This is a genomic window from Streptomyces sp. NPDC026500, from assembly GCF_055567635.1.
On the sequence record NZ_JBVHQB010000016.1, the window covers coordinates 147,255 to 172,783 of the forward strand.

General features: G+C 68.7%; 20 protein-coding genes and 1 pseudogene. 17 read left to right on the forward strand and 4 right to left on the reverse strand.

Going from position 1 to position 25,529, the window contains the following annotated elements; translation table 11 throughout:
• Positions 1–56 precede the first annotated feature (56 nt).
• On the forward strand, positions 57–1,358 hold the full coding sequence (locus ACZ4N5_RS27485; RefSeq protein WP_467759715.1) for a geranylgeranyl reductase family protein: 1,302 nt from the start codon (positions 57–59) through the stop codon (positions 1,356–1,358).
• A gap of 21 nt (positions 1,359–1,379) precedes the next feature.
• Here ACZ4N5_RS27485 and ACZ4N5_RS27490 read toward each other — a convergent pair.
• A pseudogene (locus ACZ4N5_RS27490) lies at positions 1,380–1,802 on the reverse strand (peptide deformylase); the annotation flags it as partial.
• A gap of 180 nt (positions 1,803–1,982) precedes the next feature.
• Positions 1,983–2,810 carry a C40 family peptidase gene (locus tag ACZ4N5_RS27495; RefSeq protein ID WP_467759716.1) on the reverse strand — a complete coding sequence of 276 codons (828 nt, stop codon included), beginning with the start codon at positions 2,808–2,810 and terminating at the stop codon, positions 1,983–1,985.
• 723 nt (positions 2,811–3,533) lie between these two features.
• On the opposite strand from ACZ4N5_RS27495, the gene ACZ4N5_RS27500 reads away from it, so the two are divergent.
• The 14 genes from ACZ4N5_RS27500 to nuoN are packed head-to-tail and all read left to right on the forward strand — an operon-like array spanning position 3,534 to position 19,485.
• The gene (locus tag ACZ4N5_RS27500) at positions 3,534–3,893 is read left to right on the forward strand and encodes an NADH-quinone oxidoreductase subunit A (protein ID WP_037627175.1); all 360 of its coding nucleotides are present in this window, start codon (positions 3,534–3,536) and stop codon (positions 3,891–3,893) included.
• A 14-nt stretch (positions 3,894–3,907) separates the two neighbouring features.
• Positions 3,908–4,462, forward strand: a complete 555-nt coding sequence (locus tag ACZ4N5_RS27505; protein ID WP_062151585.1) for a NuoB/complex I 20 kDa subunit family protein — start codon at positions 3,908–3,910, stop codon at positions 4,460–4,462.
• On the forward strand, positions 4,459–5,199 hold the full coding sequence (locus ACZ4N5_RS27510) for an NADH-quinone oxidoreductase subunit C (RefSeq protein WP_467759717.1): 741 nt from the start codon (positions 4,459–4,461) through the stop codon (positions 5,197–5,199). Before ACZ4N5_RS27505 ends, ACZ4N5_RS27510 begins: the two co-directional genes overlap by 4 nt.
• Positions 5,196–6,536: an NADH-quinone oxidoreductase subunit D gene (locus tag ACZ4N5_RS27515; RefSeq protein WP_467759718.1), complete on the forward strand. Its 1,341-nt coding sequence runs from the start codon at positions 5,196–5,198 to the stop codon at positions 6,534–6,536. The genes ACZ4N5_RS27510 and ACZ4N5_RS27515 overlap by 4 nt, the downstream gene beginning before the upstream one ends.
• Entirely contained in the window at positions 6,533–7,375 is an 843-nt protein-coding gene (nuoE, locus tag ACZ4N5_RS27520; RefSeq protein WP_467759719.1) for an NADH-quinone oxidoreductase subunit NuoE, read from the forward strand. Before ACZ4N5_RS27515 ends, nuoE begins: the two co-directional genes overlap by 4 nt.
• Complete coding sequence (gene nuoF / locus ACZ4N5_RS27525) at positions 7,372–8,724, forward strand: NADH-quinone oxidoreductase subunit NuoF (RefSeq protein ID WP_401338915.1); 1,353 nt, start codon at positions 7,372–7,374, stop codon at positions 8,722–8,724. Before nuoE ends, nuoF begins: the two co-directional genes overlap by 4 nt.
• On the forward strand, positions 8,721–11,225 hold the full coding sequence (locus ACZ4N5_RS27530; protein WP_467759720.1) for an NADH-quinone oxidoreductase subunit G: 2,505 nt from the start codon (positions 8,721–8,723) through the stop codon (positions 11,223–11,225). Before nuoF ends, ACZ4N5_RS27530 begins: the two co-directional genes overlap by 4 nt.
• On the forward strand, positions 11,222–12,595 hold the full coding sequence (nuoH, locus tag ACZ4N5_RS27535) for an NADH-quinone oxidoreductase subunit NuoH (protein WP_467759721.1): 1,374 nt from the start codon (positions 11,222–11,224) through the stop codon (positions 12,593–12,595). The genes ACZ4N5_RS27530 and nuoH overlap by 4 nt, the downstream gene beginning before the upstream one ends.
• The gene (gene nuoI / locus ACZ4N5_RS27540; protein ID WP_467759722.1) at positions 12,588–13,217 is read left to right on the forward strand and encodes an NADH-quinone oxidoreductase subunit NuoI; all 630 of its coding nucleotides are present in this window, start codon (positions 12,588–12,590) and stop codon (positions 13,215–13,217) included. The genes nuoH and nuoI overlap by 8 nt, the downstream gene beginning before the upstream one ends.
• Complete coding sequence (locus ACZ4N5_RS27545; protein ID WP_467759723.1) at positions 13,214–14,029, forward strand: NADH-quinone oxidoreductase subunit J; 816 nt, start codon at positions 13,214–13,216, stop codon at positions 14,027–14,029. The genes nuoI and ACZ4N5_RS27545 overlap by 4 nt, the downstream gene beginning before the upstream one ends.
• Positions 14,026–14,325 carry an NADH-quinone oxidoreductase subunit NuoK gene (nuoK, locus tag ACZ4N5_RS27550; protein WP_261704931.1) on the forward strand — a complete coding sequence of 100 codons (300 nt, stop codon included), beginning with the start codon at positions 14,026–14,028 and terminating at the stop codon, positions 14,323–14,325. The genes ACZ4N5_RS27545 and nuoK overlap by 4 nt, the downstream gene beginning before the upstream one ends.
• 14 nt (positions 14,326–14,339) lie before the next feature.
• The gene (gene nuoL / locus ACZ4N5_RS27555) at positions 14,340–16,253 is read left to right on the forward strand and encodes an NADH-quinone oxidoreductase subunit L (protein ID WP_467759724.1); all 1,914 of its coding nucleotides are present in this window, start codon (positions 14,340–14,342) and stop codon (positions 16,251–16,253) included.
• 5 nt (positions 16,254–16,258) lie between these two features.
• Positions 16,259–17,830, forward strand: a complete 1,572-nt coding sequence (locus tag ACZ4N5_RS27560; RefSeq protein WP_467759725.1) for an NADH-quinone oxidoreductase subunit M — start codon at positions 16,259–16,261, stop codon at positions 17,828–17,830.
• On the forward strand, positions 17,827–19,485 hold the full coding sequence (nuoN, locus tag ACZ4N5_RS27565) for an NADH-quinone oxidoreductase subunit NuoN (protein WP_467759726.1): 1,659 nt from the start codon (positions 17,827–17,829) through the stop codon (positions 19,483–19,485). Before ACZ4N5_RS27560 ends, nuoN begins: the two co-directional genes overlap by 4 nt.
• A gap of 60 nt (positions 19,486–19,545) precedes the next feature.
• On the opposite strand, the gene ACZ4N5_RS27570 is transcribed toward nuoN, so the two are convergent.
• Positions 19,546–20,184: a hypothetical protein gene (locus tag ACZ4N5_RS27570; RefSeq protein WP_467759727.1), complete on the reverse strand. Its 639-nt coding sequence runs from the start codon at positions 20,182–20,184 to the stop codon at positions 19,546–19,548.
• A gap of 292 nt (positions 20,185–20,476) precedes the next feature.
• Between ACZ4N5_RS27570 and recQ the strand changes: the two genes are divergently transcribed.
• Entirely contained in the window at positions 20,477–22,513 is a 2,037-nt protein-coding gene (gene recQ, locus ACZ4N5_RS27575) for a DNA helicase RecQ (RefSeq protein WP_467759783.1), read from the forward strand.
• A 264-nt stretch (positions 22,514–22,777) separates the two neighbouring features.
• On the opposite strand, the gene fahA is transcribed toward recQ, so the two are convergent.
• Complete coding sequence (gene fahA, locus ACZ4N5_RS27580; protein ID WP_467759728.1) at positions 22,778–24,007, reverse strand: fumarylacetoacetase; 1,230 nt, start codon at positions 24,005–24,007, stop codon at positions 22,778–22,780.
• 249 nt (positions 24,008–24,256) lie between these two features.
• Here fahA and ACZ4N5_RS27585 point away from each other — a divergent pair, with 249 nt between their 5' ends.
• Entirely contained in the window at positions 24,257–25,504 is a 1,248-nt protein-coding gene (locus tag ACZ4N5_RS27585) for a carboxylate--amine ligase (protein WP_467759729.1), read from the forward strand.
• Positions 25,505–25,529: the final 25 nt, after the last annotated feature.

Below are 25,529 nucleotides of genomic sequence, written 5' to 3' on the forward strand. Positions count from 1 at the left end.
TGCCCATGTCCAGTGCCCGTCGGCACGTTGATTTCGAGTCTTGGGGAGACCCCGCCGTGACCGAGCCCCAACCCCTCTCCGAAAACACCGCCGACGTCATCGTCGTCGGGGCGGGCCCAGCCGGTTCCACCACCGCGTACTACCTGGCGAAGGCGGGGCTCGACGTCCTGCTCCTGGAGAAGACCGCCTTCCCGCGCGAGAAGGTCTGCGGTGACGGGCTGACCCCGCGCGCCACCAAGCAGTTGGTGTCGATGGGTATCGACATCTCCGAGGAAGCCGGCTGGCTCCGGAACAAGGGCCTGCGCATCATCGGCGGCGGTGTACGCCTCCAGCTCGACTGGCCGGATCTCGCCTCCTACCCCGACTACGGACTCGTGCGGAAGCGGGACGACTTCGACGAGCAGCTCGCGCGGCAGGCGCAGAAGGCGGGCGCGCGGCTGTACGAGCGCTGCAACGTCGGCGCCCCGATCATCGACGACCGCACCGGCCGCATCACCGGCGTGCACGCCAAGCTGGGCGACGCCGACTCCAAGGAGAAGCGGGAGGTCACCTTCCACGCTCCGCTGGTGGTGGCGGCCGACGGCAACTCCACCCGCCTCTCCCTCGCGATGGGCCTGCACCGCCGCGAGGACCGCCCGATGGGCGTCGCCGTCCGTACGTACTTCACCTCGCCGCGTCACGAGGACGACTACCTGGAGTCGTGGCTGGAGCTGTGGGACCGCCGGGGTGCCGAGGACCGTCTGCTGCCCGGCTACGGGTGGATCTTCGGCATGGGCGACGGCACCTCGAACGTCGGCCTCGGTGTCCTCAACACCTCCGACTCCTTCAAGGAGCTGGACTGGCGCGAGGTACTGAAGGCCTGGTGCGCCTCGATGCCGGAGGACTGGGGCTACACCCCCGAGAACATGACCGGCCCGATCCGCGGCGCGGCCCTCCCGATGGCCTTCAACCGTCAACCGCACTACACCAAGGGCCTGCTGCTGGTGGGTGACGCCGGCGGTCTGGTGAACCCCTTCAACGGCGAGGGCATCGCCTACGCCATGGAGTCCGGCCAGATCGCCGCCGACGTCATCGTCCAGGCCCACGCGCGCGCCACCCCGGGCCAGCGGGAACTGGCCCTCCAGCGCTACCCGCGCGTCCTCAAGGACACCTACGGCGGCTACTACACCCTCGGCCGCGCCTTCGTGAAGCTCATCGGCAACCCGAAGGTCATGAAGATCGCCACCCAGCGCGGCCTGAGCCACCCGATGCTGATGAAGTTCACGCTGAAGATGCTCGCGAACCTCACCGACCCGACGGGCGGCGACGCGATGGACCGCATCATCAACGGCCTCTCGAAGGTGGCCCCGAAGGCCTGACCGCACGGGCCGTGCGAGCGGTCACCGGGGCAGCTCAGACTCCTCGGCGGCGCGACGGGCCACCACCTGCTCGCGCCGCTCGGCCACCTGCCGCAGGGCGTCCTTCCGATCCCGACGGGAGAGCCGGTCCAGGCAGACGTGTCCGTCGAGATGGCCGCTCTCGTACTCCAGACAGCGCGCGAAGTATCCCGTCCCCTCGATGACGAGCGGGTTCCCGTCCTTGTCCACGCCCCGCACGACGGCCCCGTGGGGGCGCGGGTACGTCCACGACGGCCCCCGGCACGGGACGGCCCCCAGGACCGACAGACACCCCTCGCCCTCGTCCAGGACCCGGCGGCCGGGGGGCGCGAGCCGCTCCAGGACCGGATTGGCGATGTGGCCGACGTGCCGGACCCCGTCGTCGTCCGGGCAGTCGTGGACGAAGAGCCGCAGATCCACCCCGACCGTCGCGCGGCGAGCCCGGAACAGCCCGGAGAACCGCCTCCCGAACAAGCCACCGGAGAACAGGCCGCCGGAGCCAGACCGCCGGAGAGCAGCTCCCGGACGGCAGCTCCCGACACCTCCCGGACAGCCCGAAGGACCGCTCCCCGCACAGGAAGCGGTCCTCCGGAAGACATCCGCGGGTCAGAGCACGCGCACCGCGCCCGTCGCCGGGTAGCCCGAGAGGTCCTGAATCACGACGCCCTTGCCCGGGTTGGCCGCGTCCAGGTACTGCCCGTTACCGATGTACACACCGACGTGGTACGCCGAACCCGCGGCACCCCAGTACAGGATGTCGCCGACCTGGACATTGGACAGCGAAACCGGCGTACCGGACACCGACTGGTCCTGCGAGACGCGCGGCAGGTCGACGCCGACCTGCTTGAACGCCGCCTGCACCAGCCCGGAGCAGTCCCACGCGTTGGGTCCGGTGCCGCCCATGACGTACGCGTCGCCGACCTGCGCCTTGAGGAACGCGATCACGGTCGCGACACTGCCGCTGGCCGGAGCGGCGACGTTCGTGGAGGTGCTGGCGGAAAGGACGGTCCGCGCCGAGGAACGCGAGACGGCCTCGGCCGCTGCGGCCTTGCGGGCGGCCTCGGCCTTCTTCTTGGCCTCCGCCTTCTTCTTGGCGTCGGCCAGGTCGGCCTTGGCCTGCTTGGCGGCCTTGGCGGCGGCCGCGTCGCGCTCCGCCTGCAGCTCGTAGTTGGCCGCGGTCTGCTGCGTGGCGTCCGCGGACTGCGCGACCTGGGTGGCCAGATCGGCCGTCAGGGTCGGCAGTTCCAGGGTCTGCGTCACGGGCTCGGCGGCGTTCGCCGAACCCGCTGCCGCGGCCACTGCCAGGGTGCTGAGGACGCCACCGGCAACTCCGGCGCGCATCGCGAGCGACGGGGCGTTGCGGCGGGGCTTCCGGTGGCTTCGTATGTGTGCGGTGTGGGACATGGGTACTAGCGGTACCAGGGGCTCCCTCATACCTTCAAGAAACGTGTGGTGCGCCACAGTTGTTCAATCGGCGGCCGAATTCGTCGCGCGTCACTCTTTATTGACGCCGTAACGGGCATTGCGGACACCGTCCACCAAGCCCGTGATCATGGCCTTTCAGCATTACGTCCGAATTGCCCGCCACCTACCACCGGTTGAAGCCGATGGCCAAGCCCGGCTTATCTGACCCATAGGTAGATGTGGTGCAGGTCACGGAACGGTCACCCGGGCGGTCGCGTCCCGCGCGTGAACCCCGTTCACCTCCCGGCCGGCCTCGCTCGTGAACGCGTGCACGTGTCCACATCCGTCCACGGATCCCCCCTGAAGTGTGAACGCGGTCCTCTATCAAGGGGGTGCGTCCAACACCAATTTGCATGCAGCGGAAGTCTCTTGATATTGAGACGACCCTCTGGGCCTGCGGCGATGAGCGAAAATGTCACATCTGGTGACCGACCTGACGCTTCGCGTGTGAAGATCACTGCTCATCCGACTTCATGATCGTTCGTCAGGTGGTGGAGATCACAAAGCTTGTGTAATACCCCGTGTCGCAGATCACAGACCGCCGGGCATAAGATGCGAGGCAGTTGGGCTTGTGACCTGCTTCACATGTCCGCGATCTTCGCCGGGACGGGCGGGGTTCGTGGTGCGGACGAGGCAGGGGTGCAGGCTCGCCGAACCGCCACCAGTCAGTGCCGACTGAGAGGAGCGAGGAGCGTGAACGCGTATGCGCCGATCCTCGTACTGGGAGCCCTCGGGGCAGGCTTTGCGATCTTCTCCGTGGTCATGGCCACGCTGATCGGTCCGAAGCGGTACAACCGCGCCAAGCTCGACGCGTACGAGTGCGGCATCGAGCCGACCCCCACGCCGGTCGGCGGCGGGCGTTTTCCCATCAAGTACTACCTGACGGCGATGCTCTTCATCGTCTTCGACATCGAGATCGTCTTCCTCTACCCCTGGGCCGTCACCTTTGACGCCCTGGGTGTTTTCGGGCTCGTGGAGATGCTGCTCTTCGTGCTCACCGTCTTCGTGGCGTACGCGTACGTATGGCGGCGCGGCGGCCTGGAATGGGACTGAGGGGCCTTTAAGACATGGGACTCGAAGAAAAGCTGCCGAGCGGATTCCTGCTGACCACCGTCGAGCAGGCCGCGGGCTGGGTGCGCAAGGCGTCCGTCTTCCCCGCGACATTCGGACTTGCCTGCTGCGCCATCGAGATGATGACGACGGGCGCCGGGCGTTACGACCTGGCGCGCTTCGGTATGGAGGTCTTCCGCGGGTCACCCCGCCAGGCCGACCTGATGATCGTGGCCGGCCGGGTGAGCCAGAAGATGGCGCCGGTGCTGCGGCAGGTCTACGACCAGATGCCCAACCCCAAGTGGGTTATCTCCATGGGAGTTTGTGCGTCATCAGGCGGAATGTTCAACAATTACGCCATTGTGCAGGGCGTCGACCACATCGTCCCGGTCGACATCTATTTGCCCGGATGTCCGCCGCGGCCCGAGATGCTGATGGACGCGATTCTCAAGCTCCACCAGAAGATCCAGACCTCCAAGCTCGGCGTGAACGCCGAGGAGGCGGCCCGCGAGGCGGAGGAAGCGGCGCTCAAGGCGCTTCCCACCATCGAGATGAAGGGCCTGCTGCAGTGAGCGACGCGAACGGCAACGGGGTCAACCCAGAGAAGGACCTCGGCGCCTCCAACCTTCCCGGCCAGCGAGGCGACAAGGGCGAGGAGATCCGCGTCCAGCGCGGCATGTTCGGCGCCGAGAACGGCGGCGACACCTCCGGCTACGGCGGCCTGGTCCGCTCGATCCGGCTCCCCGGCGAGGCCACCCGCCCCTACGGGGGCTGGTTCGACGAGGTGGCCGACGAGCTGGAGGGCGCCCTGGAGGAACAGGGACTCGTCCCGGAGAACGTCATCGACAAGACGGTCGTCGACCGCGACGAGATCACCTTCCACATCGAACGCGAGTACCTGCTCCCCGTCGCCCAGACCCTGCGCGACGACCCGGCTCTCCGGTTCGAGCTGTGCACCGGCGTCTCCGGCGTCCACTACCTGCACGACAAGGGCCGCGAGCTGCACGCCGTCTACCACCTGCGCTCGATCACCCACAACCGGCTGATCCGCCTGGAGGTCAGTGCCCCCGACGCGGACCCGCACGTCCCGTCGCTCGTCTCCGTCTATCCGACGAACGACTGGCACGAGCGCGAGACGTACGACTTCTTCGGGCTGATCTTCGACGGCCACCCTGCGCTGACGCGGATCATGATGCCGGACGACTGGCAGGGCCACCCGCAGCGCAAGGACTATCCCCTCGGCGGCATCCCCGTCGAGTACAAGGGCGCCCAGATCCCGGCTCCGGACCAGCGGAGGTCGTACTCATGAGCACGCAGACCCCTTCCGGGGCATCAGCCGCTTCGGCCCGCGAGACGACCGAGGGCACCGTATATACGGTCACCGGCGGCGACTGGGACGAGATCGCCCAGTCGGCGGCCAAGTCCGACGACGAGCGCATCATCGTCAACATGGGCCCGCAGCACCCGTCCACCCACGGCGTGCTCCGGCTCATCCTGGAGATCGACGGCGAGACGGTCACCGAGGCCCGCTGCGGCATCGGCTACCTCCACACCGGTATCGAGAAGAACCTCGAGTTCCGTACGTGGACCCAGGGCACCACGTTCGTGACGCGCATGGACTACCTGACGCCGTTCTTCAACGAGACGGCGTACTGCCTCGCCGTCGAGAAGCTCCTCGGCATCACGGATGAGATCACGGACCGCGCCACGATCATCCGCGTGCTCCTCATGGAGCTGAACCGGCTCTCCTCCCACCTGGTGTGCATCGCCACCGGCGGCATGGAGCTGGGCGCCACCACGATCATGATCTACGGCTTCCGCGACCGTGAGCTCATTCTCGACATCTACGAGCTGATCACCGGCCTGCGGATGAACCACGCGTTCATCCGCCCCGGCGGACTCGCCCAGGACCTGCCCCCGGGCGCGGTGGACCAGATCCGCGAGTTCGTGAAGAAGATGACGAAAAACCTTCCCGAGTACGACAAGCTCGCCACCGGGAACCCCATCTTCAAGGCCCGCATGCAGGACGTCGGCTACCTCGACCTGGCCGGCTGCATGGCCCTCGGTGCCACCGGCCCGGTCCTGCGCTCGGCGGGCCTGCCGCACGACCTGCGCAAGACCCAGCCGTACTGCGGCTACGAGACCTATGACTTCGAGGTCCCGACCGCCGACACCTGCGACTCCTACGGGCGCTTCCTGATCCGCCTGGAGGAGATGCGCCAGTCGCTGCGGATCATCGAGCAGTGCCTGGACCGGCTGCAGCCCGGCCCGGTCATGGTCGCCGACAAGAAGATCGCCTGGCCCGCCCAGCTCGCGCTCGGCCCCGACGGTCTCGGCAACTCGCTCGACCACATCAAGAAGATCATGGGCACCTCCATGGAGGCCCTGATCCACCACTTCAAGCTGGTGACCGAGGGCTTCCGCGTGCCGCCGGGACAGGCGTACGCGGCGGTCGAGTCGCCCAAGGGCGAGCTCGGGGTGCACGTCGTCTCCGACGGAGGCACCCGCCCCTACCGGGTCCACTTCCGTGACCCGTCCTTCACCAACCTGCAGGCCATGGCGGCGATGTGCGAAGGCGGCCAGGTCGCCGACGTCATCGTCGCCGTCGCGTCCATCGACCCCGTGATGGGAGGCGTCGACCGGTGACCACCACCCCCGAGGGCGTCAGCCTGGGCATGCCCCAACTGCCCGCGCCCGACTACCCGGCCGATGTCCGAGCCCGGCTGGAGGCGGACGCGCGCGAGATCATCGCCCGCTACCCCGACTCCCGCTCGGCGCTCCTTCCGTTGCTGCATCTCGTGCAGTCGCAGGAGGGCCACGTCACGCGCACGGGACAGCGGTTCTGCGCGGAGGTACTGGGCCTGACGACGGCCGAGGTCACCGCGGTCGCGACCTTCTACTCGATGTACCGGCGCAAGCCGAGCGGTGACTATCAGGTGGGTGTCTGCACCAACACCCTGTGTGCCGTCATGGGCGGCGACGCCATCTTCGAAGCCCTCCAGGACCACCTGGGCGTCGGCAACGGAGAGACCACCGGCGACGGCAAGGTCACCCTGGAGCACATCGAGTGCAACGCGGCCTGCGACTTCGCGCCGGTCGTGATGGTCAACTGGGAGTTCTTCGACAACCAGACCGTGGACTCGGCCAAGCGTCTCGTCGACGACCTCCGCGCGGGCGCGGACGTCGACCCGACCCGAGGCGCCAGGCTGTGCACCTTCAAGGACACCGCCAGGATCCTGGCGGGCTTCCCCGACGAGCGCGAGGGCGCGGTGGAGGCCGGCGGCAGCGCGGGCCACGCGTCACTGGTGGGGCTGCGGCTGGCCAAGGGGGAGAGCGCCCCCGCGCGCGTGGTGCACCCGCGAGGCGGAGGGGCGCCTCAGAACCAGCGGCCCGCCGAGCACCCGAGCTCGCACGACGCGCCGCAGGACACGTCGGCCTCCGACCCGTCCCACCCGGCGGGTCCTGTGGCAGAGGAGGGGGAGTGATGACCTTGGCAGCCGAGATCAACGAAACGAGTCCCGAAAAGCTGCTCGCACCCGTGCTGTCGGCCTTCTGGGACGAGGACAGGTCCTGGTCGCTGGACGTCTACCGAAGGCACGAGGGGTACGAGGGCCTGCGCAAGGCACTCGCCATGTCACCGGACGACCTGATCGCGTACGTCAAGGACTCCGGGCTGCGGGGCCGCGGCGGTGCAGGATTCCCGACCGGAATGAAATGGCAGTTCATTCCCCAGGGAGATGGCAAACCTCACTATCTAGTTGTCAACGCCGACGAGTCGGAACCGGGAACCTGCAAGGACATCCCGCTCCTCTTCGCGAACCCGCACAGCCTCATCGAGGGCATTGTGATCGCGTGCTATGCCATCCGGTCTTCGCATGCCTTCATCTATCTCCGCGGTGAAGTGGTCCCCGTACTGCGGCGGTTGCACGAGGCCGTACGTGAGGCCTACGCGGCGGGTTACCTCGGCGAGAACATCCTGGGCAGCGGACTCGACCTCCAGCTCACCGTGCACGCGGGCGCGGGCGCGTACATCTGCGGTGAGGAGACCGCGCTGCTCGACTCGCTCGAAGGCCGCCGTGGTCAACCGCGGCTCCGTCCCCCTTTCCCTGCTGTCGCGGGCCTCTATGCGTGTCCAACTGTTGTAAATAACGTCGAGTCGATCGCGTCAGTTCCCGCAATTCTCCAAAATGGCAAGGAATGGTTCAGGTCGATGGGCAGCGAGAAGTCTCCGGGCTTCACGCTTTACTCGCTCAGCGGCCATGTCGCCAGTCCCGGCCAATACGAGGCACCGCTCGGGATCACATTGCGTCAACTCCTCGGCATGAGCGGCGGGATGCGCCCCGGTCACCGGCTGAAGTTCTGGACGCCGGGCGGCTCCTCGACCCCGATGTTCACCGACGAGCATCTCGACGTCCCTCTTGATTACGAAGGAGTGGGCGCCGCGGGTTCCATGCTCGGCACGAAAGCACTCCAGTGCTTCGACGAGACGACCTGCGTCGTCCGCGCCGTCACCCGCTGGACCGAGTTCTACGCCCACGAGTCCTGCGGCAAGTGCACGCCATGCCGTGAGGGAACGTACTGGCTCGTGCAGTTGCTGCGCGACATCGAGGCCGGCAAGGGCGTCATGTCCGACCTCGACAAACTCAACGACATCGCCGACAACATCAACGGCAAGTCCTTCTGCGCCCTCGGCGACGGTGCCGCCTCGCCGATCTTCTCCTCGCTCAAGTACTTCCGCGAGGAGTACGAGCAGCACATCACGGGCCGCGGCTGCCCCTTCGACCCGGCCAGGTCCACGGCCTGGGCGGACAAGCACACGGAGGTGAACGCATGACAGTGACCACCAGCGCTCCCTCCGGAGGCGGGGAAGCGGCGGTCCCGCCGGAGGATCTCGTCTCGCTGACGATCGACGGCGTAGAGATGAGCGTGCCCAAGGGCACCCTGGTCATCCGGGCCGCCGAACAACTCGGCATCGAGATCCCCCGGTTCTGCGACCACCCGCTCCTCGACCCGGCCGGCGCCTGCCGCCAGTGCATCGTCGAGGTCGAGGGCCAGCGCAAGCCCATGGCGTCCTGCACGATCACCTGTACGGACGGGATGGTCGTCAAGACTCAACTCACCTCGCCGGTCGCCGAGAAGGCACAGCACGGTGTGATGGAGCTGCTGCTCATCAACCACCCGCTGGACTGCCCGGTCTGCGACAAGGGCGGCGAGTGCCCCCTGCAGAACCAGGCCATGTCGCACGGCCAGGCCGAGTCCCGGTTCGAAGGCAAGAAGCGGACGTACGAGAAGCCGGTCCCGATCTCCACACAGGTGCTGCTCGACCGCGAGCGGTGCGTGCTGTGCGCCCGCTGCACCCGCTTCTCCAACCAGATCGCGGGCGACCCCATGATCGAGCTGATCGAGCGGGGCGCGCTCCAGCAGGTCGGCACCGGCGACGGCGACCCGTTCGAGTCGTACTTCTCCGGGAACACGATCCAGATCTGCCCGGTGGGCGCGCTCACGTCGGCGGCGTATCGCTTCCGCTCGCGCCCCTTCGACCTCATCTCCTCGCACTCCGTGTGCGAGCACTGCTCCGGCGGCTGCGCGACGCGCACCGACCACCGGCGCGGCAAGGTGATGCGGCGCCTCGCGTCGCCGGACCCCGAGGTCAACGAGGAGTGGCTCTGCGACAAGGGGCGGTTCGGGTTCCGGTACGCGCAGCAGCGCGACCGCCTGGACACGCCCCTGGTGCGCAACGCCGAGGGCGTCCTTGAGCCCGCGTCCTGGCCGGAGGCCCTGGAGGCCGCCGCGCAGGGGCTGACGGCGGCCCGCGGCCGGGCCGGTGTCCTCACCGGCGGCCGGCTCACCGTCGAGGACTCCTACGCGTACAGCAAGTTCGCGCGCGTGGCCCTCGACACGAACGACATCGACTTCCGCGCGCGCGTGCACAGCTCCGAGGAGGCCGACTTCCTGGCCGCCCGGGTCGCCGGACGCGGCCGGGACCTCGACGGTACCGGCGTCACGTACACCTCTCTGGAGAAGGCGCCCGCCGTTCTGCTGGCGGGCTTCGAGTCCGAGGAGGAGGCCCCCGGCGTCTTCCTGCGGCTGCGCAAGGCATGGCGCGGGCACGGGCAGAAGACCTTCTCCCTCGCCACGCACGCCACACGCGGCCTGGAGAAGGCGGGCGGCACGCTGTTGCCGGCCGCGCCCGGCACCGAGACGGAGTGGCTGGACGCGCTCGCGAGCGGTGTCGGCCTGGAGGGCGACGGCGCCAAGGCAGCCGAGGCGCTGCGCGCCGAGGGCGCGGTGATCGCCGTCGGTGAGCGGCTGGCCGCCGTGGCGGGCGGGCTGACCGCCGCCGTGCGGGCCGCCTCCGCCACCGGTGCCCGACTGGTGTGGATCCCGCGCCGGGCCGGGGAGCGCGGCGCGATCGAGGCGGGAGCGCTTCCTTCGCTGCTGCCGGGCGGACGCCCGGCCACCGACCCGCGCGCGCGGGACGAGGTCGCGGCCGCCTGGGGCGTCTCCGAACTTCCGCACCGCTACGGCCGTGACACCGGCCAGATCGTGGAGGCGGCCGCCGGCGGCGAACTGCGGGCCCTGGTGGTCGCGGGCGTTGAGGTAGCCGACCTTCCCGACCCGGCACGCGCGCGTACGGCACTGTCCGAGGTGGGCTTCCTGGTCTCGCTCGAACTGCGGCCCAGTGAGGTCACCGAGCACGCGGACGTTGTTCTGCCGGTCGCCGCGGTCGCCGAGAAGCCCGGAAGCTTCCTCAACTGGGAAGGCAGGGTCCGCTCCTTCGAGGCGGCTCTCAAGCCCGACCAGATGACCCGGCCTCTGGCACCCACCGACGCGCGCGTCCTGCAGATGCTGGCCGACGCCATGGACGTACACCTGGGGCTGCCGGATCTGCGCACCACGCGCGGGGAGCTCGACCGGCTCGGCGCCTGGGACGGGCCGCATGCCACCGAACCCCTGGAGACCGGGGTGCAGTTGCCCCGTCCGGCCGCCGGCGAGGCCGTACTGGCCGGGCACCGGCTGCTGCTGGACCAGGGACGTCTCCAGGAGGGCGACGACGCGCTCGCCGGGACCCGGCACGCCGCACACGCGCGCGTGTCGGCCGCCACCGCCGCCGAGGCCGGGGTCAAGAACGGCGACGTCCTCGCCGTGACCGGTCCCGCCGGAGTGGCCGAACTCCCGCTGCAGATCGCCGAGATGCCCGACCGGGTGGTCTGGCTCCCGCTGAACTCGACCGGTGGGGGCGTCGCCTCCGACACCGGCGCGCTGCCCGGCGCACTCGTCCGCATCGGCCCGGCGACGATCGCCGCCGAGGCCCCCAAGGAGGTGGAGGCATGACGCCGTACCTCGCCGCTGAAGACCTCTCGGTCTTCGGCCACGACCCCTGGTGGCTGGTCGTCGTCAAGGCGGTGTTCTGCTTCGCCTTCCTGATGGTGACCGTGCTCTTCTCCATCGTGTGGGAGCGCAAGGTCGTCGCCTGGATGCAGCTGCGCATCGGCCCCAACCGGCACGGGCCCTGGGGGATGCTCCAGTCGCTCGCCGACGGCGTGAAGCTGATGCTGAAGGAAGACCTCATCGTCAAGCGCGCGGACAAGGTGGTCTACGTCCTCGCGCCGATCGTCGCGGCCATCCCGGCCTTCATGGCGATCGCCGTGATCCCCTTCGGGCCCGCGGACGACGAGATCTCGATCTTCGGCCAGCGCACCACGATGCAGCTCACCGACCTGCCGATCGCGATGCTCTACATCCTCGCGGTGGCCTCGGTGGGCATCTACGGGATCGTGCTCGCCGGCTGGAGTTCCGGATCCACCTATCCGCTGCTGGGCGGTCTGCGGTCCTGTGCGCAGATGATCTCGTACGAGATCGCCATGGGCGCCGCGTTCGCCTCGGTGTTCCTCTACTCCGGGTCGATGTCGACCTCGACGATCGTCGAGCAGCAGCACGACCGCTGGTACATCGTCCTGCTGCCGGTCTCGTTCCTCATCTACATCGTGACGATGATCGGCGAGACCAACCGGGCCCCCTTCGACATGCCGGAGTCCGAGGGCGACCTCGTCGGCGGCTTCAACACCGAGTACTCGTCGATCAAGTTCGCGCTGTTCATGCTCGCCGAGTACGTGAACATGGTGACGGTCTCGGCCGTGGCGACGACGCTCTTCCTGGGCGGCTGGCGGGCCCCGTGGCCGATCAGCAGCTTCTGGGAGGGCGCCAACCACGGTTGGTGGCCGATGCTCTGGTTCGTGGTGAAGGTGCAGCTTCTGCTGTTCTTCTTCATCTGGCTGCGCGGCACGCTGCCGCGCGTCCGCTACGACCAGCTGATGAAGCTCGGCTGGAAGGTCCTCATCCCGGTCTCCGTGGTCTGGCTGATGCTCGTCGCGACGGTACGGACGCTGCGCAACGAGCACGTCGCCTTCGCGAACATCGCCCTGTACGTCGGCGGAGGCGTCCTCGTTCTCCTGTTGCTGTCGTTCGTGGCGGACATCTTCCGCGACAAGCAGGGGGCCCAGGAGACGCCCGCCGAGCCCGCCGCCTTCGACCCGATGGCCGGTGGATTCCCCGTGCCCCCGCTGCCCGGCCAGGAGCTGCCGCCGGTACCGCGGCGCCGTCCGCGCCATGAGCGGGAGCTGATTGTCAGTGGCGGGTCCGATACTGCGAGTGATGGTTCGGTTACCGGATCTCGTGACGGAAAGGAGGGGTCCGATGGCTGAGGAGCCGAAGGAGACCAAACCGGGTTTCCAGAACCCCGTCGCCGGTTTCGGCGTGACCTTCAAGGCCATGTTCAAGAAGCGGCTGACCGAGCAATACCCGGAGCAGCAGAAGACCACCGCACCGCGGTTCCACGGCCGGCACCAGCTCAACCGCCATCCGGACGGCCTGGAGAAGTGCGTCGGCTGCGAGTTGTGCGCCTGGGCCTGCCCCGCGGACGCCATCTACGTGGAGGGCGCGGACAACACCGAGGAGGAGCGCTACTCCCCGGGCGAGCGCTACGGCCGCGTCTACCAGATCAACTACGCCCGCTGCATCCTGTGCGGCCTGTGCATCGAGGCGTGCCCCACGCGCGCGCTGACGATGACGAACGAGTTCGAGCTCGCCGACACCAGCCGCGCCAACCTCATCTACACCAAGGAGCAGCTGCTCGCCGGACTCGAGGAAGGCATGGTCGAGACACCGCACTCGATCTTCCCGGGCACGGATGAGCAGGACTACTACCGGGGTCTGGTGACCGAGGCGGCGCCCGGCACCGAGCGCCAGGTGGCCGTCTCCAAGGGCGAGTTGCACCCCTCGGCGACTCCGTCGGGCGCGGCCTCCGGAGAGGGGGCGGAGGCATGACCGACCTGGCCGCGTACTCCACCTCCACCGGAGAGGCCTTCCAGTTCTGGGTCCTCGGCACCGTCGCGGTGATCGGCGCCCTGTGCACCGTTTTCATGAGGAAGGCCGTGCACAGCGCGCTGTGCCTCGCCGGGACCATGATCATCCTGGCGGTGTTCTACCTCGCCAACGGCGCGTACTTCCTGGGCGTCGTCCAGATCGTCGTCTACACCGGCGCGATCATGATGCTCTTCCTCTTCGTCGTCATGCTCGTCGGTGTCACCGCGGCGGACTCGCTGAAGGAGACCATCAAGGGGCAGCGCTGGCTGGCCCTGGTCTGCGGAATCGGCTTCGGTGTCCTGATGTTCGCCGGTATCGGCAACGCGTCCATCAAGGACTTCGACGGCCTGGGGAAGGCGAACGCGAACGGCAACGTGGAGGGCCTCGCCGCCCTCATCTTCACGAAGTACGTGTTCGCCTTCGAGATCACCGGCGCCCTGCTCATCACGGCCGCCGTCGGCGCCATGGTGCTGACGCACCGCGAGCGCACCGAGCGGCCCAAGACCCAGCGCGAGCTGTCCGAGCAGCGCGTACGCGAGGGCAAGCACGTACCGCCGCTGCCGGCACCCGGTGTCTACGCCCGGCACAACGCGGTGGACATCCCGGGCCTGCTCCCCGACGGCACTCCGTCCGAACTGACCGTCAGCAAGACGCTGCGCGACCGCGGGCAGATCCGCGACGTGTCGGCCGAAGCGCTGAACGATCTGAAGGCGCTGGAGCAGCGTGCCGAGGAGCGCCTGGAGCGCACGAAGACGGAGGAGGCGTCCAAGTGAATCCGGTCAACTACCTCTATCTCGCCGCCCTGTTGTTCACGATCGGCGCCACCGGTGTGCTGATCAGGCGGAACGCGATCGTGGTGTTCATGTGCATCGAGCTCATGCTCAATGCCTGCAACCTCACCTTCGTCGCCTTCTCCCGGATGCACGGCAATCTCGACGGCCAGATCATCGCCTTCTTCACGATGGTCGTCGCCGCCGCGGAAGTCGTGGTCGGGCTCGCGATCATCGTGTCGCTGTTCCGTTCCCGCCACTCGGCCTCGGTCGACGACGCCAGCCTGATGAAGCTGTAAGGGGTCGCTGAATCGTGGAGAACCTGATTGCGCTGCTGGTAGCGGCGCCTCTGCTCGGAGCGGTCGTCCTGCTGTGCGGCGGCCGGCGGCTCGATGCCGTCGGCCAGTGGATCGGTACCGCCCTCGCGGCCACCTCCTTCGTGATCGCCGCCGTGCTCTTCGCCGACATGCTGGGGAAGGGTCCTGAGGACCGGACCTTCACGCAGCATCTGTACAGCTGGATCGCCGTCGGAAACTTCCGGGCGGACGTCGGCTTCCAGCTCGACCAGCTGTCGATGACGTTCGTCCTGCTGATCACCGGCGTCGGCTCGCTGATCCACCTGTACTCGGTCGGGTACATGGAGCACGACGAGCGCCGCCGCCGCTTCTTCGGCTATCTGAACCTGTTCCTGGCGGCGATGCTGCTGCTCGTCCTCGCCGACAACTACCTTCTGCTGTACGTCGGCTGGGAGGGCGTCGGTCTCGCCTCGTACCTGCTGATCGGCTTCTGGCAGCACAAGCCCAGCGCGGCCACCGCCGCCAAGAAGGCCTTCCTGGTCAACCGCGTCGGCGACATGGGCCTGTCCATCGCCATCATGCTGATGTTCACGACCTTCGGAACCTTCGCCTTCGGGCCCCTGCTCGGCACCGAGGGGCACCCGGGGCTGGTCGGGGGCGCCACCGAGGGCAAGCTCACCGCCGTCGGGCTGCTGCTGCTGCTCGCCGCCTGCGGCAAGTCCGCGCAGGTGCCGCTGCAGTCCTGGCTCGGGGACGCGATGGAGGGCCCGACCCCGGTCTCGGCCCTCATCCACGCCGCCACCATGGTGACCGCGGGTGTGTACCTGATCGTGCGCTCGGCCGCCGTCTTCAACGCTGCGCCCGACGCCCAGCTCGTCGTCACCGTCGTGGGCGGGGTCACGCTCCTGTTCGGTGCGATCGTCGGTTGCGCGAAGGACGACATCAAGAAGGCGCTCGCCGGCTCGACCATGTCGCAGATCGGCTACATGGTGCTGGCGGCGGGCCTCGGCCCCATCGGTTACGTCTTCGCGATCATGCACCTGGTGACGCACGGCTTCTTCAAGGCCGGGCTCTTCCTCGGCGCCGGTTCGGTCATGCATGGCATGAACGACGAGGTCGACATGAGGAAGTTCGGCGGCCTCAGGAAGTACATGCCGATCACGTTCGTGACCTTCGGCCTCGGCTATCTCGCGATCATCGGTTTCCCGGGCCTGTCCGGCTTCTTTTCCAAGGACAAGATCATCGAAGCGGCCTTCGCCAAGGGCGGCACCGAGGGCTGGATCCTCGGCAGCGTGACTCTGCTGGGCGCGGCGATCACGGCGTACTACATGACGCGTGTGATGATCATGACCTTCTTCGGGGAGAAGCGCTGGCAGCCCGACGCGGACGGGCATGAGCCGCACCCGCACGAGTCGCCGAGGATCATGACGATCCCGATGATCGTGCTGGCCTTCGGGTCGGTCTTCTTGGGTGGCTACTTCAGCATCGGCGACCGCTTCCTGCACTGGCTGGAGCCGGTCACCGGGTACTCGGAGGGCAACTCGCCCGTGAGCGCCCTCACGGTCACCATGGCCACCATGGTGCTGCTGGTCGTCGGTGTCGGCATCGCCTACCTCCAGTACGGCCGCAGCTCCGTCCCGGTCGTCGCCCCTCGCGGCTCCCTGCTCACCCGGGCGGCCCGACGCGACCTGTACCAGGACGACTTCAACCATGTCGTGCTGGTGCGCGGCGGTGAGCACCTCACCCGCTCCCTGGTGTACGTCGACCACACCTTGGTCGACGGAGTCGTCAACGGGACGGCTGCCTCGGTGGGCGGCCTCTCCGGGCGGCTGCGCAAGCTGCAGAACGGCTATGCGCGCAGTTACGCGGTCTCGATGTTCGGCGGTGCGGCGATCATCGTCGCCGCGACCCTGCTGATGAGGGCGGTCTGATACCGATGTCCTTTCCTCTGCTGACAGCGACGGCGGCGCTCCCGGCCCTCGGGGCGATCGCCACGGCCGCCGTGCCGGCCGCGCAGCGCGTCGCCGCCAAGTGGCTGGCGCTGCTCGTCTCCCTCGGTACCCTGGTGCTCGCCGCGGTCACCCTGGTGCGTTTCGACCCCGGCGGCGACCGTTACCAGCTCACCGAATCCCACGCCTGGATCCCGGACTTCGGGGTGAGTTACCAGCTGGGCGTGGACGGGATCGGGGTGGCGCTCGTCGCGCTCACCGCGCTGCTGATGCCGTTCGTGATCCTGGCGGGCTGGCACGACGCCGACCCGCACGAGACCGGAAGCAGGCGCTGGCGTCCGACCCAGGGATTCTTCGCCCTGATCCTGGCCGTCGAGGCGATGGTGATCATCTCCTTCGAGGCCACCGACGTCTTCCTCTTCTACATCTTCTTCGAAGCCATGCTGATCCCGATGTACTTCCTGATCGGCGGCTTCGGGGACCGGGCCCACGAGCACGGGGACGAGGTGGCGGCGACCCAACGCTCGTACGCCGCGGTGAAGTTCCTCCTCTACAACCTGGTCGGCGGCCTGATCATGCTGGCCGCCGTGATCGGCCTCTACGTGGTGGCCGGAAGTTTCTCGCTCCAGGAGATCGTCCAGGCCCGGGCCAACGGCTCGCTGCACATGGCGACCAGTACGGAGCGGTGGCTCTTCCTCGGCTTCTTCTTCGCTTTCGCGGTGAAGGCACCCCTGTGGCCGCTGCACACCTGGCTGCCCAACGCCATGGGCGAGGCCACCGCGCCGGTCGCCGTGCTGATCACGGCGGTCGTCGACAAGGTCGGCACCTTCGCGATGCTCCGCTTCTGCCTCCAGCTCTTCCCGGAGGCGAGCAAGTGGGCGACGCCCGTGATCCTCGTCCTGGCGCTGATCAGCATCATCTACGGGGCGCTGCTCGCGGTCGGACAGCGGGACATCAAGCGACTGGTCGCCTACGCGTCGATCTCGCACTTCGGGTTCATCATCCTGGGCATCTTCGCGATGACCAGTCAGGGCCAGTCGGGCGCCACGCTCTACATGGTCAACCACGGGATCTCGACCGCCGCCCTGATGCTGGTGGCCGGCTTCCTGATCTCGCGGCGCGGCTCGCGTCTGATCGCCGACTACGGAGGGGTGCAGAAAGTCGCCCCGGTGCTCGCGGGCACCTTCCTGATCGGCGGCCTCGCGACGCTGTCGCTCCCGGGTCTCGCACCCTTCGTGAGTGAATTCCTGGTTCTGGTGGGCGCGTTCGAGCGCTACCCGGCCGTCGGCATCGTCGCCACCTTCGGCATCGTCCTCGCCGCGCTCTACACCCTCGTCCTCTACCAGCGGACGATGACGGGCCCGGTCAAGGCCGAGGTCGCCGAGATGCCCGACCTCAGGGTGCGCGAGCTCCTGGTGGTCGCCCCGCTGATCGCTCTGCTGATCTTCCTGGGCGTCTACCCGAAGCCGCTCACCGACATCGTCAACCCGGCGGTCAACCAGACCATGTCAGATGTACACAAGACGGACCCCCAGCCCGCGGTGGAGGCGGCCAAGTGAGCGCATCAGCCGTCCACAGCCTGTGGACAACGGCGGCAACCGCGGCCGAGCCGATCTCCAAGATCAACGCACCGAAGATCGAATATGGGCAATTGTCGCCCACCTTGATCGTTATCGGTGCCGCGGTCATCGGAGTTCTGGTCGAGGCCTTCGTGCCGCGCAAGTCGCGTTACTACACACAGGTGTTCGTCGCCGTCGTCGCACTGGCCGCGGCGTTCGCCGCGGTCGTCGCGCTCGCGGCGGGCGGATACGGCACGACAAAGGCGCACATCGCGGCGATGGGCGCGATCGCGGTCGACGGACCGTCCCTGTTCCTCCAGGGCACGATCCTGCTCGCCGGAATCCTCGGCGTCTTCACCTTCGCCGAGCGACGCCTCGACCCCGAGGCGCACGGAAACCGGGTCGACTCCTTCGCCGCGCAGGCCGCGTCAGTGCCGGGCAGCGACAGCGAGAAGGCCGCCGTGAAGGCCGGGTTCACCACCACCGAGGTGTTCCCCCTGCTGCTCTTCGCGATCAGCGGCATGCTGGTCTTCCCGTCGGCCAACGACCTGCTGACGCTGTTCATCGCGCTGGAAGTCTTCTCCCTCCCGCTGTACCTCCTGTGCGCCGTGGCCCGCCGCAAGCGGCTCATGTCGCAGGAGGCGGCGGTCAAGTACTTCCTGCTCGGTGCCTTCGCCTCCGCGTTCACGCTCTTCGGCATCGCCCTGCTGTACGGCTACGCGGGCTCGGTGTCGTACGCGACGATCGCGCATGTCGTCGACGGCACGGTCACGAACGTCGACCCGGCGCTCGCCGGCACCATGGGCAATGACGTACTGCTGCTCATCGGAATGGCTCTGATCGTCATGGGCCTGCTCTTCAAGGTCGGCGCGGTGCCCTTCCACATGTGGACACCGGACGTCTACCAGGGCGCGCCGACCCCGGTCACCGGCTTCATGGCGGCGGCGACGAAGGTGGCCGCGTTCGGCGCGCTGCTGCGCCTGCTGTACGTCGTCCTGCCGGGCCTGCGCTGGGACTGGCGGCCGGTCATGTGGGCCGTGGCGATCGTCACCATGCTGGGCGGTGCGATCGTCGCGATCACCCAGACCGACATCAAGCGACTCCTGGCGTACTCGTCGATCGCGCACGCCGGATTCATCCTCGCGGGTGTCATCGCGACCTCGCCCGACGGCGTGTCGTCGGTCCTCTTCTACCTGGGCGCGTACTCGTTCGTGACGATCGGCGCCTTCGCCGTCGTCACGCTCGTACGGGACGCGGGTGGCGAGGCCACGCACCTGTCCAAGTGGGCGGGTCTGGGACGCAGGTCACCGTTGGTGGCCGCGGTGTTCGCGGTCTTCCTGCTGGCCTTCGCGGGTATCCCGCTCACCTCGGGATTCGCCGGAAAGTTCGCCGTGTTCAAGGCGGCGGCCGAGGGTGGCGCGGGCGTACTGGTCGTGGTCGGTGTGATCTCGTCGGCGATCGCGGCGTTCTTCTACATCCGCGTGATCGTGCTGATGTTCTTCAGCGAGCCGAAGCCCGAGGGGCCGACGGTCGCCGTGCCGTCGGCGCTGACCACGACGGCCATCGCGGTGGGTGTGGCGGTCACGCTGGTACTGGGTGTGGCACCGCAGTACTTCCTGAACCTGGCGAGCCAGGCCGGGGTCTTCGTGCGCTGAGCGCGACCTTGCGCGGCTCGGGCCCCGCTCCCTCCAGGGGGAGCGGGGCCCGAGCCGTTCTCAGTGGGCGGAGTGGGCGGTGGCCGACGATCCGGAGGGGGCCTTGCCCGACGCGCCGGACGGGGCCTTGCCCGACGATCCGGAATGGGTCGGGGCGGCCGGGCACTTCACCCTGGGGTTCCAGCGGTTGAACAGCCCGCTGGGGTTGTGCTTCCAGAGCCAGACGTGCATGTCGTAGTGGATCGGCATACCGGGGTAGTGACCCGGCATCGGGCCATCGAACTTCTGGCCGCCGAACATCGAAGGCCGGTCTCCGGTGGTCTTCATGTTCTGGTCGGCGTCCAGCACGATCCACTCCACCCCGGCGAGCCGGCGCCTTCCGTCCTTCCCGTCCTCGAAGAGGAGGGCCGCGGGCTTCGCCGGGTCGAGCGAGCCGTAGCGGGACTCGTTGAAGTAGTGGTAGCCCATGCTCCCGTGCCCCGCGGGATCCGTGGAGCACTGATGGGGGACGTATCCGTCGGCGAGGGCGACCTTCTCGTCGAGGTACTTGACGCTGGCCGTGTACGCCGTGATCAGGTCCCGAATCTCCTTCGCGTTGGCCGGGCCGTCCGAGGCCGGGGCCGGAACGGCGGACAGGGCGAGTGACGCGGCAGCGGCTGTCACGAGGGTGATGACGGTCCTGAGGGGACGCTGGGACATGCGAAGACTCCTTGAGACGCGAGAGAGGCGTACGGACTGCACGGGTCCGTCTGCTGCGGGCCCCCTCCTCCCGCCCGAGCAGCATGGCCCTCGGCAACGAGGCGACGCCATGCAAGCGGGGCCAACGGGTTGAACCCGGGCGGGACGCGCCGTGCAGGGGAGTGAGAGGGGCGCCGCGCGCCGGTACGTAGGGAAGCCGGCCCCTCGCAGCCTGTGGACAACTCTCGGACTGTCGGTGCGGACCCCTATCGTGGACGCAGTGGTCGAGGCGCGACGTACGGGGGACAGGACGATGGGCGGGACGGGTGTGATGACCGAAGCGGACGCGACGGGGACGCTGGGTGAGAGCGAGGCACGGGCAACCCTCCACCGGGTCTTCGGGTACGACGCCTTCCGCGGCGAGCAGGAAGCGGTCATCGAGCATGTGGTGGCGGGCGGCGACGCCGTCGTCCTGATGCCGACCGGTGGCGGAAAGTCCCTGTGCTACCAGATTCCCTCCCTGGTCAGACCCGGTACGGGCATTGTGGTGTCCCCGCTCATCGCGCTGATGCAGGACCAGGTGGACGCGCTGCGGGCGCTGGGCGTGCGCGCCGGGTTCATGAACTCCACGCAGGACTTCGACGAGCGGCGCGTGGTCGAGGCGGAGTTCCTGGCCGGGGAGCTCGATCTGCTGTATCTGGCGCCGGAGCGGCTTCGTCTGGACAACACGCTGGACCTGCTGTCCCGCGCGAAGATCTCCGTCTTCGCGATCGACGAGGCGCACTGCGTGGCCCAGTGGGGCCACGACTTCCGTCCCGACTATCTGGCGCTCTCGTTGCTCGGCGAGCGCTGGCCGGACGTCCCGCGCATCGCGCTGACGGCCACGGCCACGCGTGCGACGCACAAGGAGATCACCCAGCGCCTGGGCATGCCCACGGCCCGCCACTTCGAGGCGAGCTTCGACCGCCCCAACATCCAGTACCGGATCGTTCCGAAGGCCGACCCCAAGAAGCAGTTGCTGTCCTTCCTGCGCGAGGAGCACGCGGGCGACGCGGGCATCGTGTACTGCCTCTCGCGCAACTCCGTGGAGAAGACGGCCGAGTTCCTCTCCCGCAACGGCATCGAGGCGGTGCCGTACCACGCGGGCCTGGACTCGGGCACCCGTGCCGCGCACCAGTCCCGCTTCCTGCGGGAGGAGGGCCTGGTGGTGGTCGCCACGATCGCCTTCGGCATGGGCATCGACAAGCCGGACGTGCGGTTCGTCGCCCACCTCGACCTGCCGAAGTCGGTCGAGGGCTACTACCAGGAGACGGGCCGCGCCGGCCGCGACGGACTCCCGTCCACGGCCTGGATGGCGTACGGCCTTCAGGACGTGGTCCAGCAGCGCAAGATGATCCAGGGCTCGGAGGGCGACGAGGCGTTCAGACGCCGGGCCGCCGCCCATCTGGACTCGATGCTCGCCCTGTGCGAGACGGCCCAGTGCCGGCGCTCGCAGCTCCTGGCCTACTTCGGCCAGGACCCGAACACCCCGGCCTGCGGCAACTGCGACACCTGTCTGACGCCCCCCGAGACCTGGGACGGCACGGTCGCGGCGCAGAAGCTGCTGTCCACGGTGGTACGCCTCCAGCGCGAGCGGGGGCAGAAGTTCGGCGCGGGCCAGATCGTCGACATCCTGCTGGGGCGCAAGACCGCCAAGGTGATCCAGTTCGACCATGACCAGTTGTCCGTCTTCGGTATCGGCGAGGAGCTGGCGGAGGCCGAATGGCGGGGTGTCGTACGGCAGATGCTGGCCCAGGGGCTGATCGCGGTCGAGGGCGAGTACGGCACGCTGGTGCTGACCGATGCCAGCGGGACCGTGCTGCGGCGCGAGCGCGATGTGCCGCTGCGCAAGGAGGCTCCGAAGCCGGCCGGGTCCCGGTCGTCGGCACCGAAGGGTGAACGCAAGGCCAAGGCGGCGGCGGCCGAGCTGCCCGCCGACCTCGTCCCCGCGTTCGAGGCGCTGCGTTCCTGGCGCGGCGAGCAGGCGCGCGAGCAGGGCGTCCCTGCGTACGTCATCTTCCACGACGCCACGCTGCGGGAGATCGCCACGGTGTGGCCCACCTCCGTGAACGACCTGGGCGGCATCAGCGGCGTGGGCGAGAAGAAGCTGGCGACCTACGGGGAGGGCGTCATCGGGGTGCTCGCCTCGCTGGGCGGCGCCACGCCCGCGAACCCGCCGGCCGACGGCAGACCCGCAGGGCCGTCGGCCGCCGGCAGACCCGCGGCCGCGTCGGTTCCGGCGGCCGCTGCGGCACCGGACCCGGACTGGCCCGAGCTGGACCAGGAGCCGGAGCCCGAGGACTGGATGTAGCGGTACCGGGCAGGACGGCGGGCGGCCGATCGGCATCGGGCGGGACACGGGCGACTGATTTGTGCGGGCGGGACGGCGGGCGGCCGGTCGGCATCGGGCGGGACACCGGGCGACCGATTGGTCCTGGGTGGGACGGCGGGCGGCCGATCCGTTCGGGCAAAGGCGCCGGACGACCGATCCGCCGGTCTTCCCGGCCTGCTTCACCGGGGGCACGGTGGCCAGGATCCTGGCCACCGTGACACGGACCTCGTCCCCCGGGTGGCCCTACTGGGGGACGGCCTGCGTGATGCGGCCCCGGACCTCGCCGAGGCCCACCCGGGTTCCGCCCGGCCCGGGGGCCCAGGCTGTCAGGGTGACCTCGTCGCCGTCCTCCAGGAATGTGCGCTTGCCGTCGGGGAGTTCGAGGGCGTCGCGCCCGTTCCAGGTGAGTTCGAGCAGGGAGCCGCGCTCGCCCGCGGAGGGGCCGCTGACGGTTCCGGAGCCGTAGAGGTCACCGGTGCGCAGGGAGGCGCCGTTGACCGTCATGTGGGCCAGCTGCTGGGCGGCAGTCCAGTACATGGTGGAGAAGGGGGGTTCGGAGACGACGTGGCCGTTGATGGCCACGGAGATCCGGAAGTCGTAGCCGCCCGGGTCCTCGGAGGCGTCGTCGAGATAGGGGAGAAGGGGGTGCGTGCGGGCGGGAGGCGCCACGCGGGCCTCGTCCAGGGCGTCGAGCGGGGTGATCCACGCCGACACGGACGTGGCGAACGACTTGCCGAGGAAGGGACCGAGGGGGACGTACTCCCAGGCCTGGATGTCTCGCGCCGACCAGTCGTTGAGGAGACAGAGGCCGAAGACGTGGTCGCGGTAGTCACCCAGCCGTACCGGCCGGCCCTGTTCCGAGGGGGCGCCGACCACGAAGCCGACCTCCGCCTCGATGTCCAGGCGGATCGAGGGGCCGAAGACGGGGGCCGCGTCCGCGGGGGCCTTGCGCTGGCCCGACGGGCGTACGACATCCGTGCCGGAGACGACGACCGTGCCGGAGCGCCCGTGATAGCCGATCGGCAGGTGCTTCCAGTTGGGCGTGAGCGAGTCGGCGGCGTCGGGGCGGAAGATCTGGCCGACGTTCCGGGCGTGGTTCTCGGAGGCGTAGAAGTCGACGTAGTCCGCGACGGTGAACGGGAGGTGCAGCGTCACGTCGGAGAGCGGGTGGAAATGGGGAGTGAGGGTCTCCCGGTGGGCCGGGACGGTCACCCAGGCCGTCAGAGCGCGCCGGACATCGGACCAGGCGGTGCGGCCCGCGGCGAGCAGCGGGTCGAGGGTCGGCTGAGCGAGCAGCCCGGCGTACGGGGAGCCGAGCGCCTGGGCCGCGGCGCCGGCGTCGAGCACGTGGTCGCCGAGCCGTACGCCGACGCGCCGCTCGGGGGTGGCGGCCGTTCCGGCCAGGGAGAACACGCCGTACGGCAGGTTGTGCGGGCCGAAGGGATCGCCCTCGGGGACATCGAAGGGGGGCATCGGTTGCTGCCTCGCTTTCGGATTCGTACTCGCCATGTGATCCATGCGTTCCACGCGTTTCATGTGGTCGGGGCACACGTTACGGGGGAGTGACCATGCTGTGGCAGTGCCTAAAGAGTTTGCAATGTCCGAATTGGTCTTGTCGGACGCGGCAATTCCGGCTTAGCGTCCTTTGGGGGACACGGACGGGGTGGGTCCGGTCCGTAGGGGGGACATGTGGGGGGACCCGTGGCCAGGAGCTCCAGGAGTGTGCCGGTCGACGTCGACCGGGAAGTTCCGGGCCTCATCGTGAAATTCGGCGACTACCCGCTGCACCACGGCGGTGTGGGCGCCATACGGAGTCTGGGCCGACTCGGCATTCCGATGTATGCGATCACGGAGGACCGTTACACACCGGCCGCGAGTTCGCGCTATCTGCGGCGCGCTTTCGTCTGGCCGACCACGGGGACGGAGGAACCGGAGCAGCTCGTCGAGGGGCTGCTGCGCATCGGCCGCCGCATAGACCGCCCCACCGTCCTCGTCCCGACGGACGAAGAGGCCGCCGTACTGATCGCCGAGCACCAGGAGGAACTGGCCGACCGCTTTCTCTTCCCGCGTGTGGACGCCAAGCTGCCACGTCGGCTGGCCAGCAAACAGGGGCTGCACGAACTGTGCGTGGAGCACGGCATCCCCAGCCCCGAGGCGGCCTTTCCGCAGTCGTACGACGACATCGAGGCGTTCGCCGAGAAGGCCCGCTTCCCCGTCGTCGCCAAGAACCGGGAGGCGTTCGTACGCCGCAGCCGGCCCGCGGTGAACGGCACGACGAGGATCGCGACCCGCGAGGGACTGCTCACCCTCGCCCGGGAGTGGGGTGCGCAGCCCGGCGTGATCCTCCAGGAGTACCTGCCGAGGGAGGAGGCGGAGGACTGGATCGTGCACGCGTACTTCGACGCGGACTCGGCGCCGCTCGCGATGTTCACGGGTGTGAAGGTCCGCTCCTGGCCGCCGCACGCGGGCATGACGGCGAACGCGTACGTCGTGGACAATCCGGAACTCGCGGACCTCGCCGCGCGTTTCATCAAACAGATCGGCTTCAGCGGAATCATCGACCTCGACCTGCGGTTCGACCGCCGCGACGGTCAGTACAAGCTTCTCGACTTCAACCCGCGCATGGGCGCGCAGTTCCGGCTCTTCGAGAACGAGTCGGGGATAGACGTCGTCCGTGCCATGCACTTAGACCTGACCGGGCGTGCCGTTCCCGAAGGGGAACAGCGGGCCGGTCACCGGTACATCGTGGAGAACATCGACCTTCCGGCCCTGCTTGCCTACCGGCGCAGCGGCTATACGACCCCGCACGCGCCGGACCGCGCGAGCGGTACGGAACTGGCCTGGCTCGCGGGTGACGACCTGCGGCCTTTCTTCACGATGCTGGCGCGCTTCGTGCGGCCGGGCGCGAAGCATCTGTATCAACTGTGGCGGACCAACCGCCGCGGCAGCAGCAGTTCCACCGCGAAGTAGGCGTAGTACGTCCTGGGGAGGGACT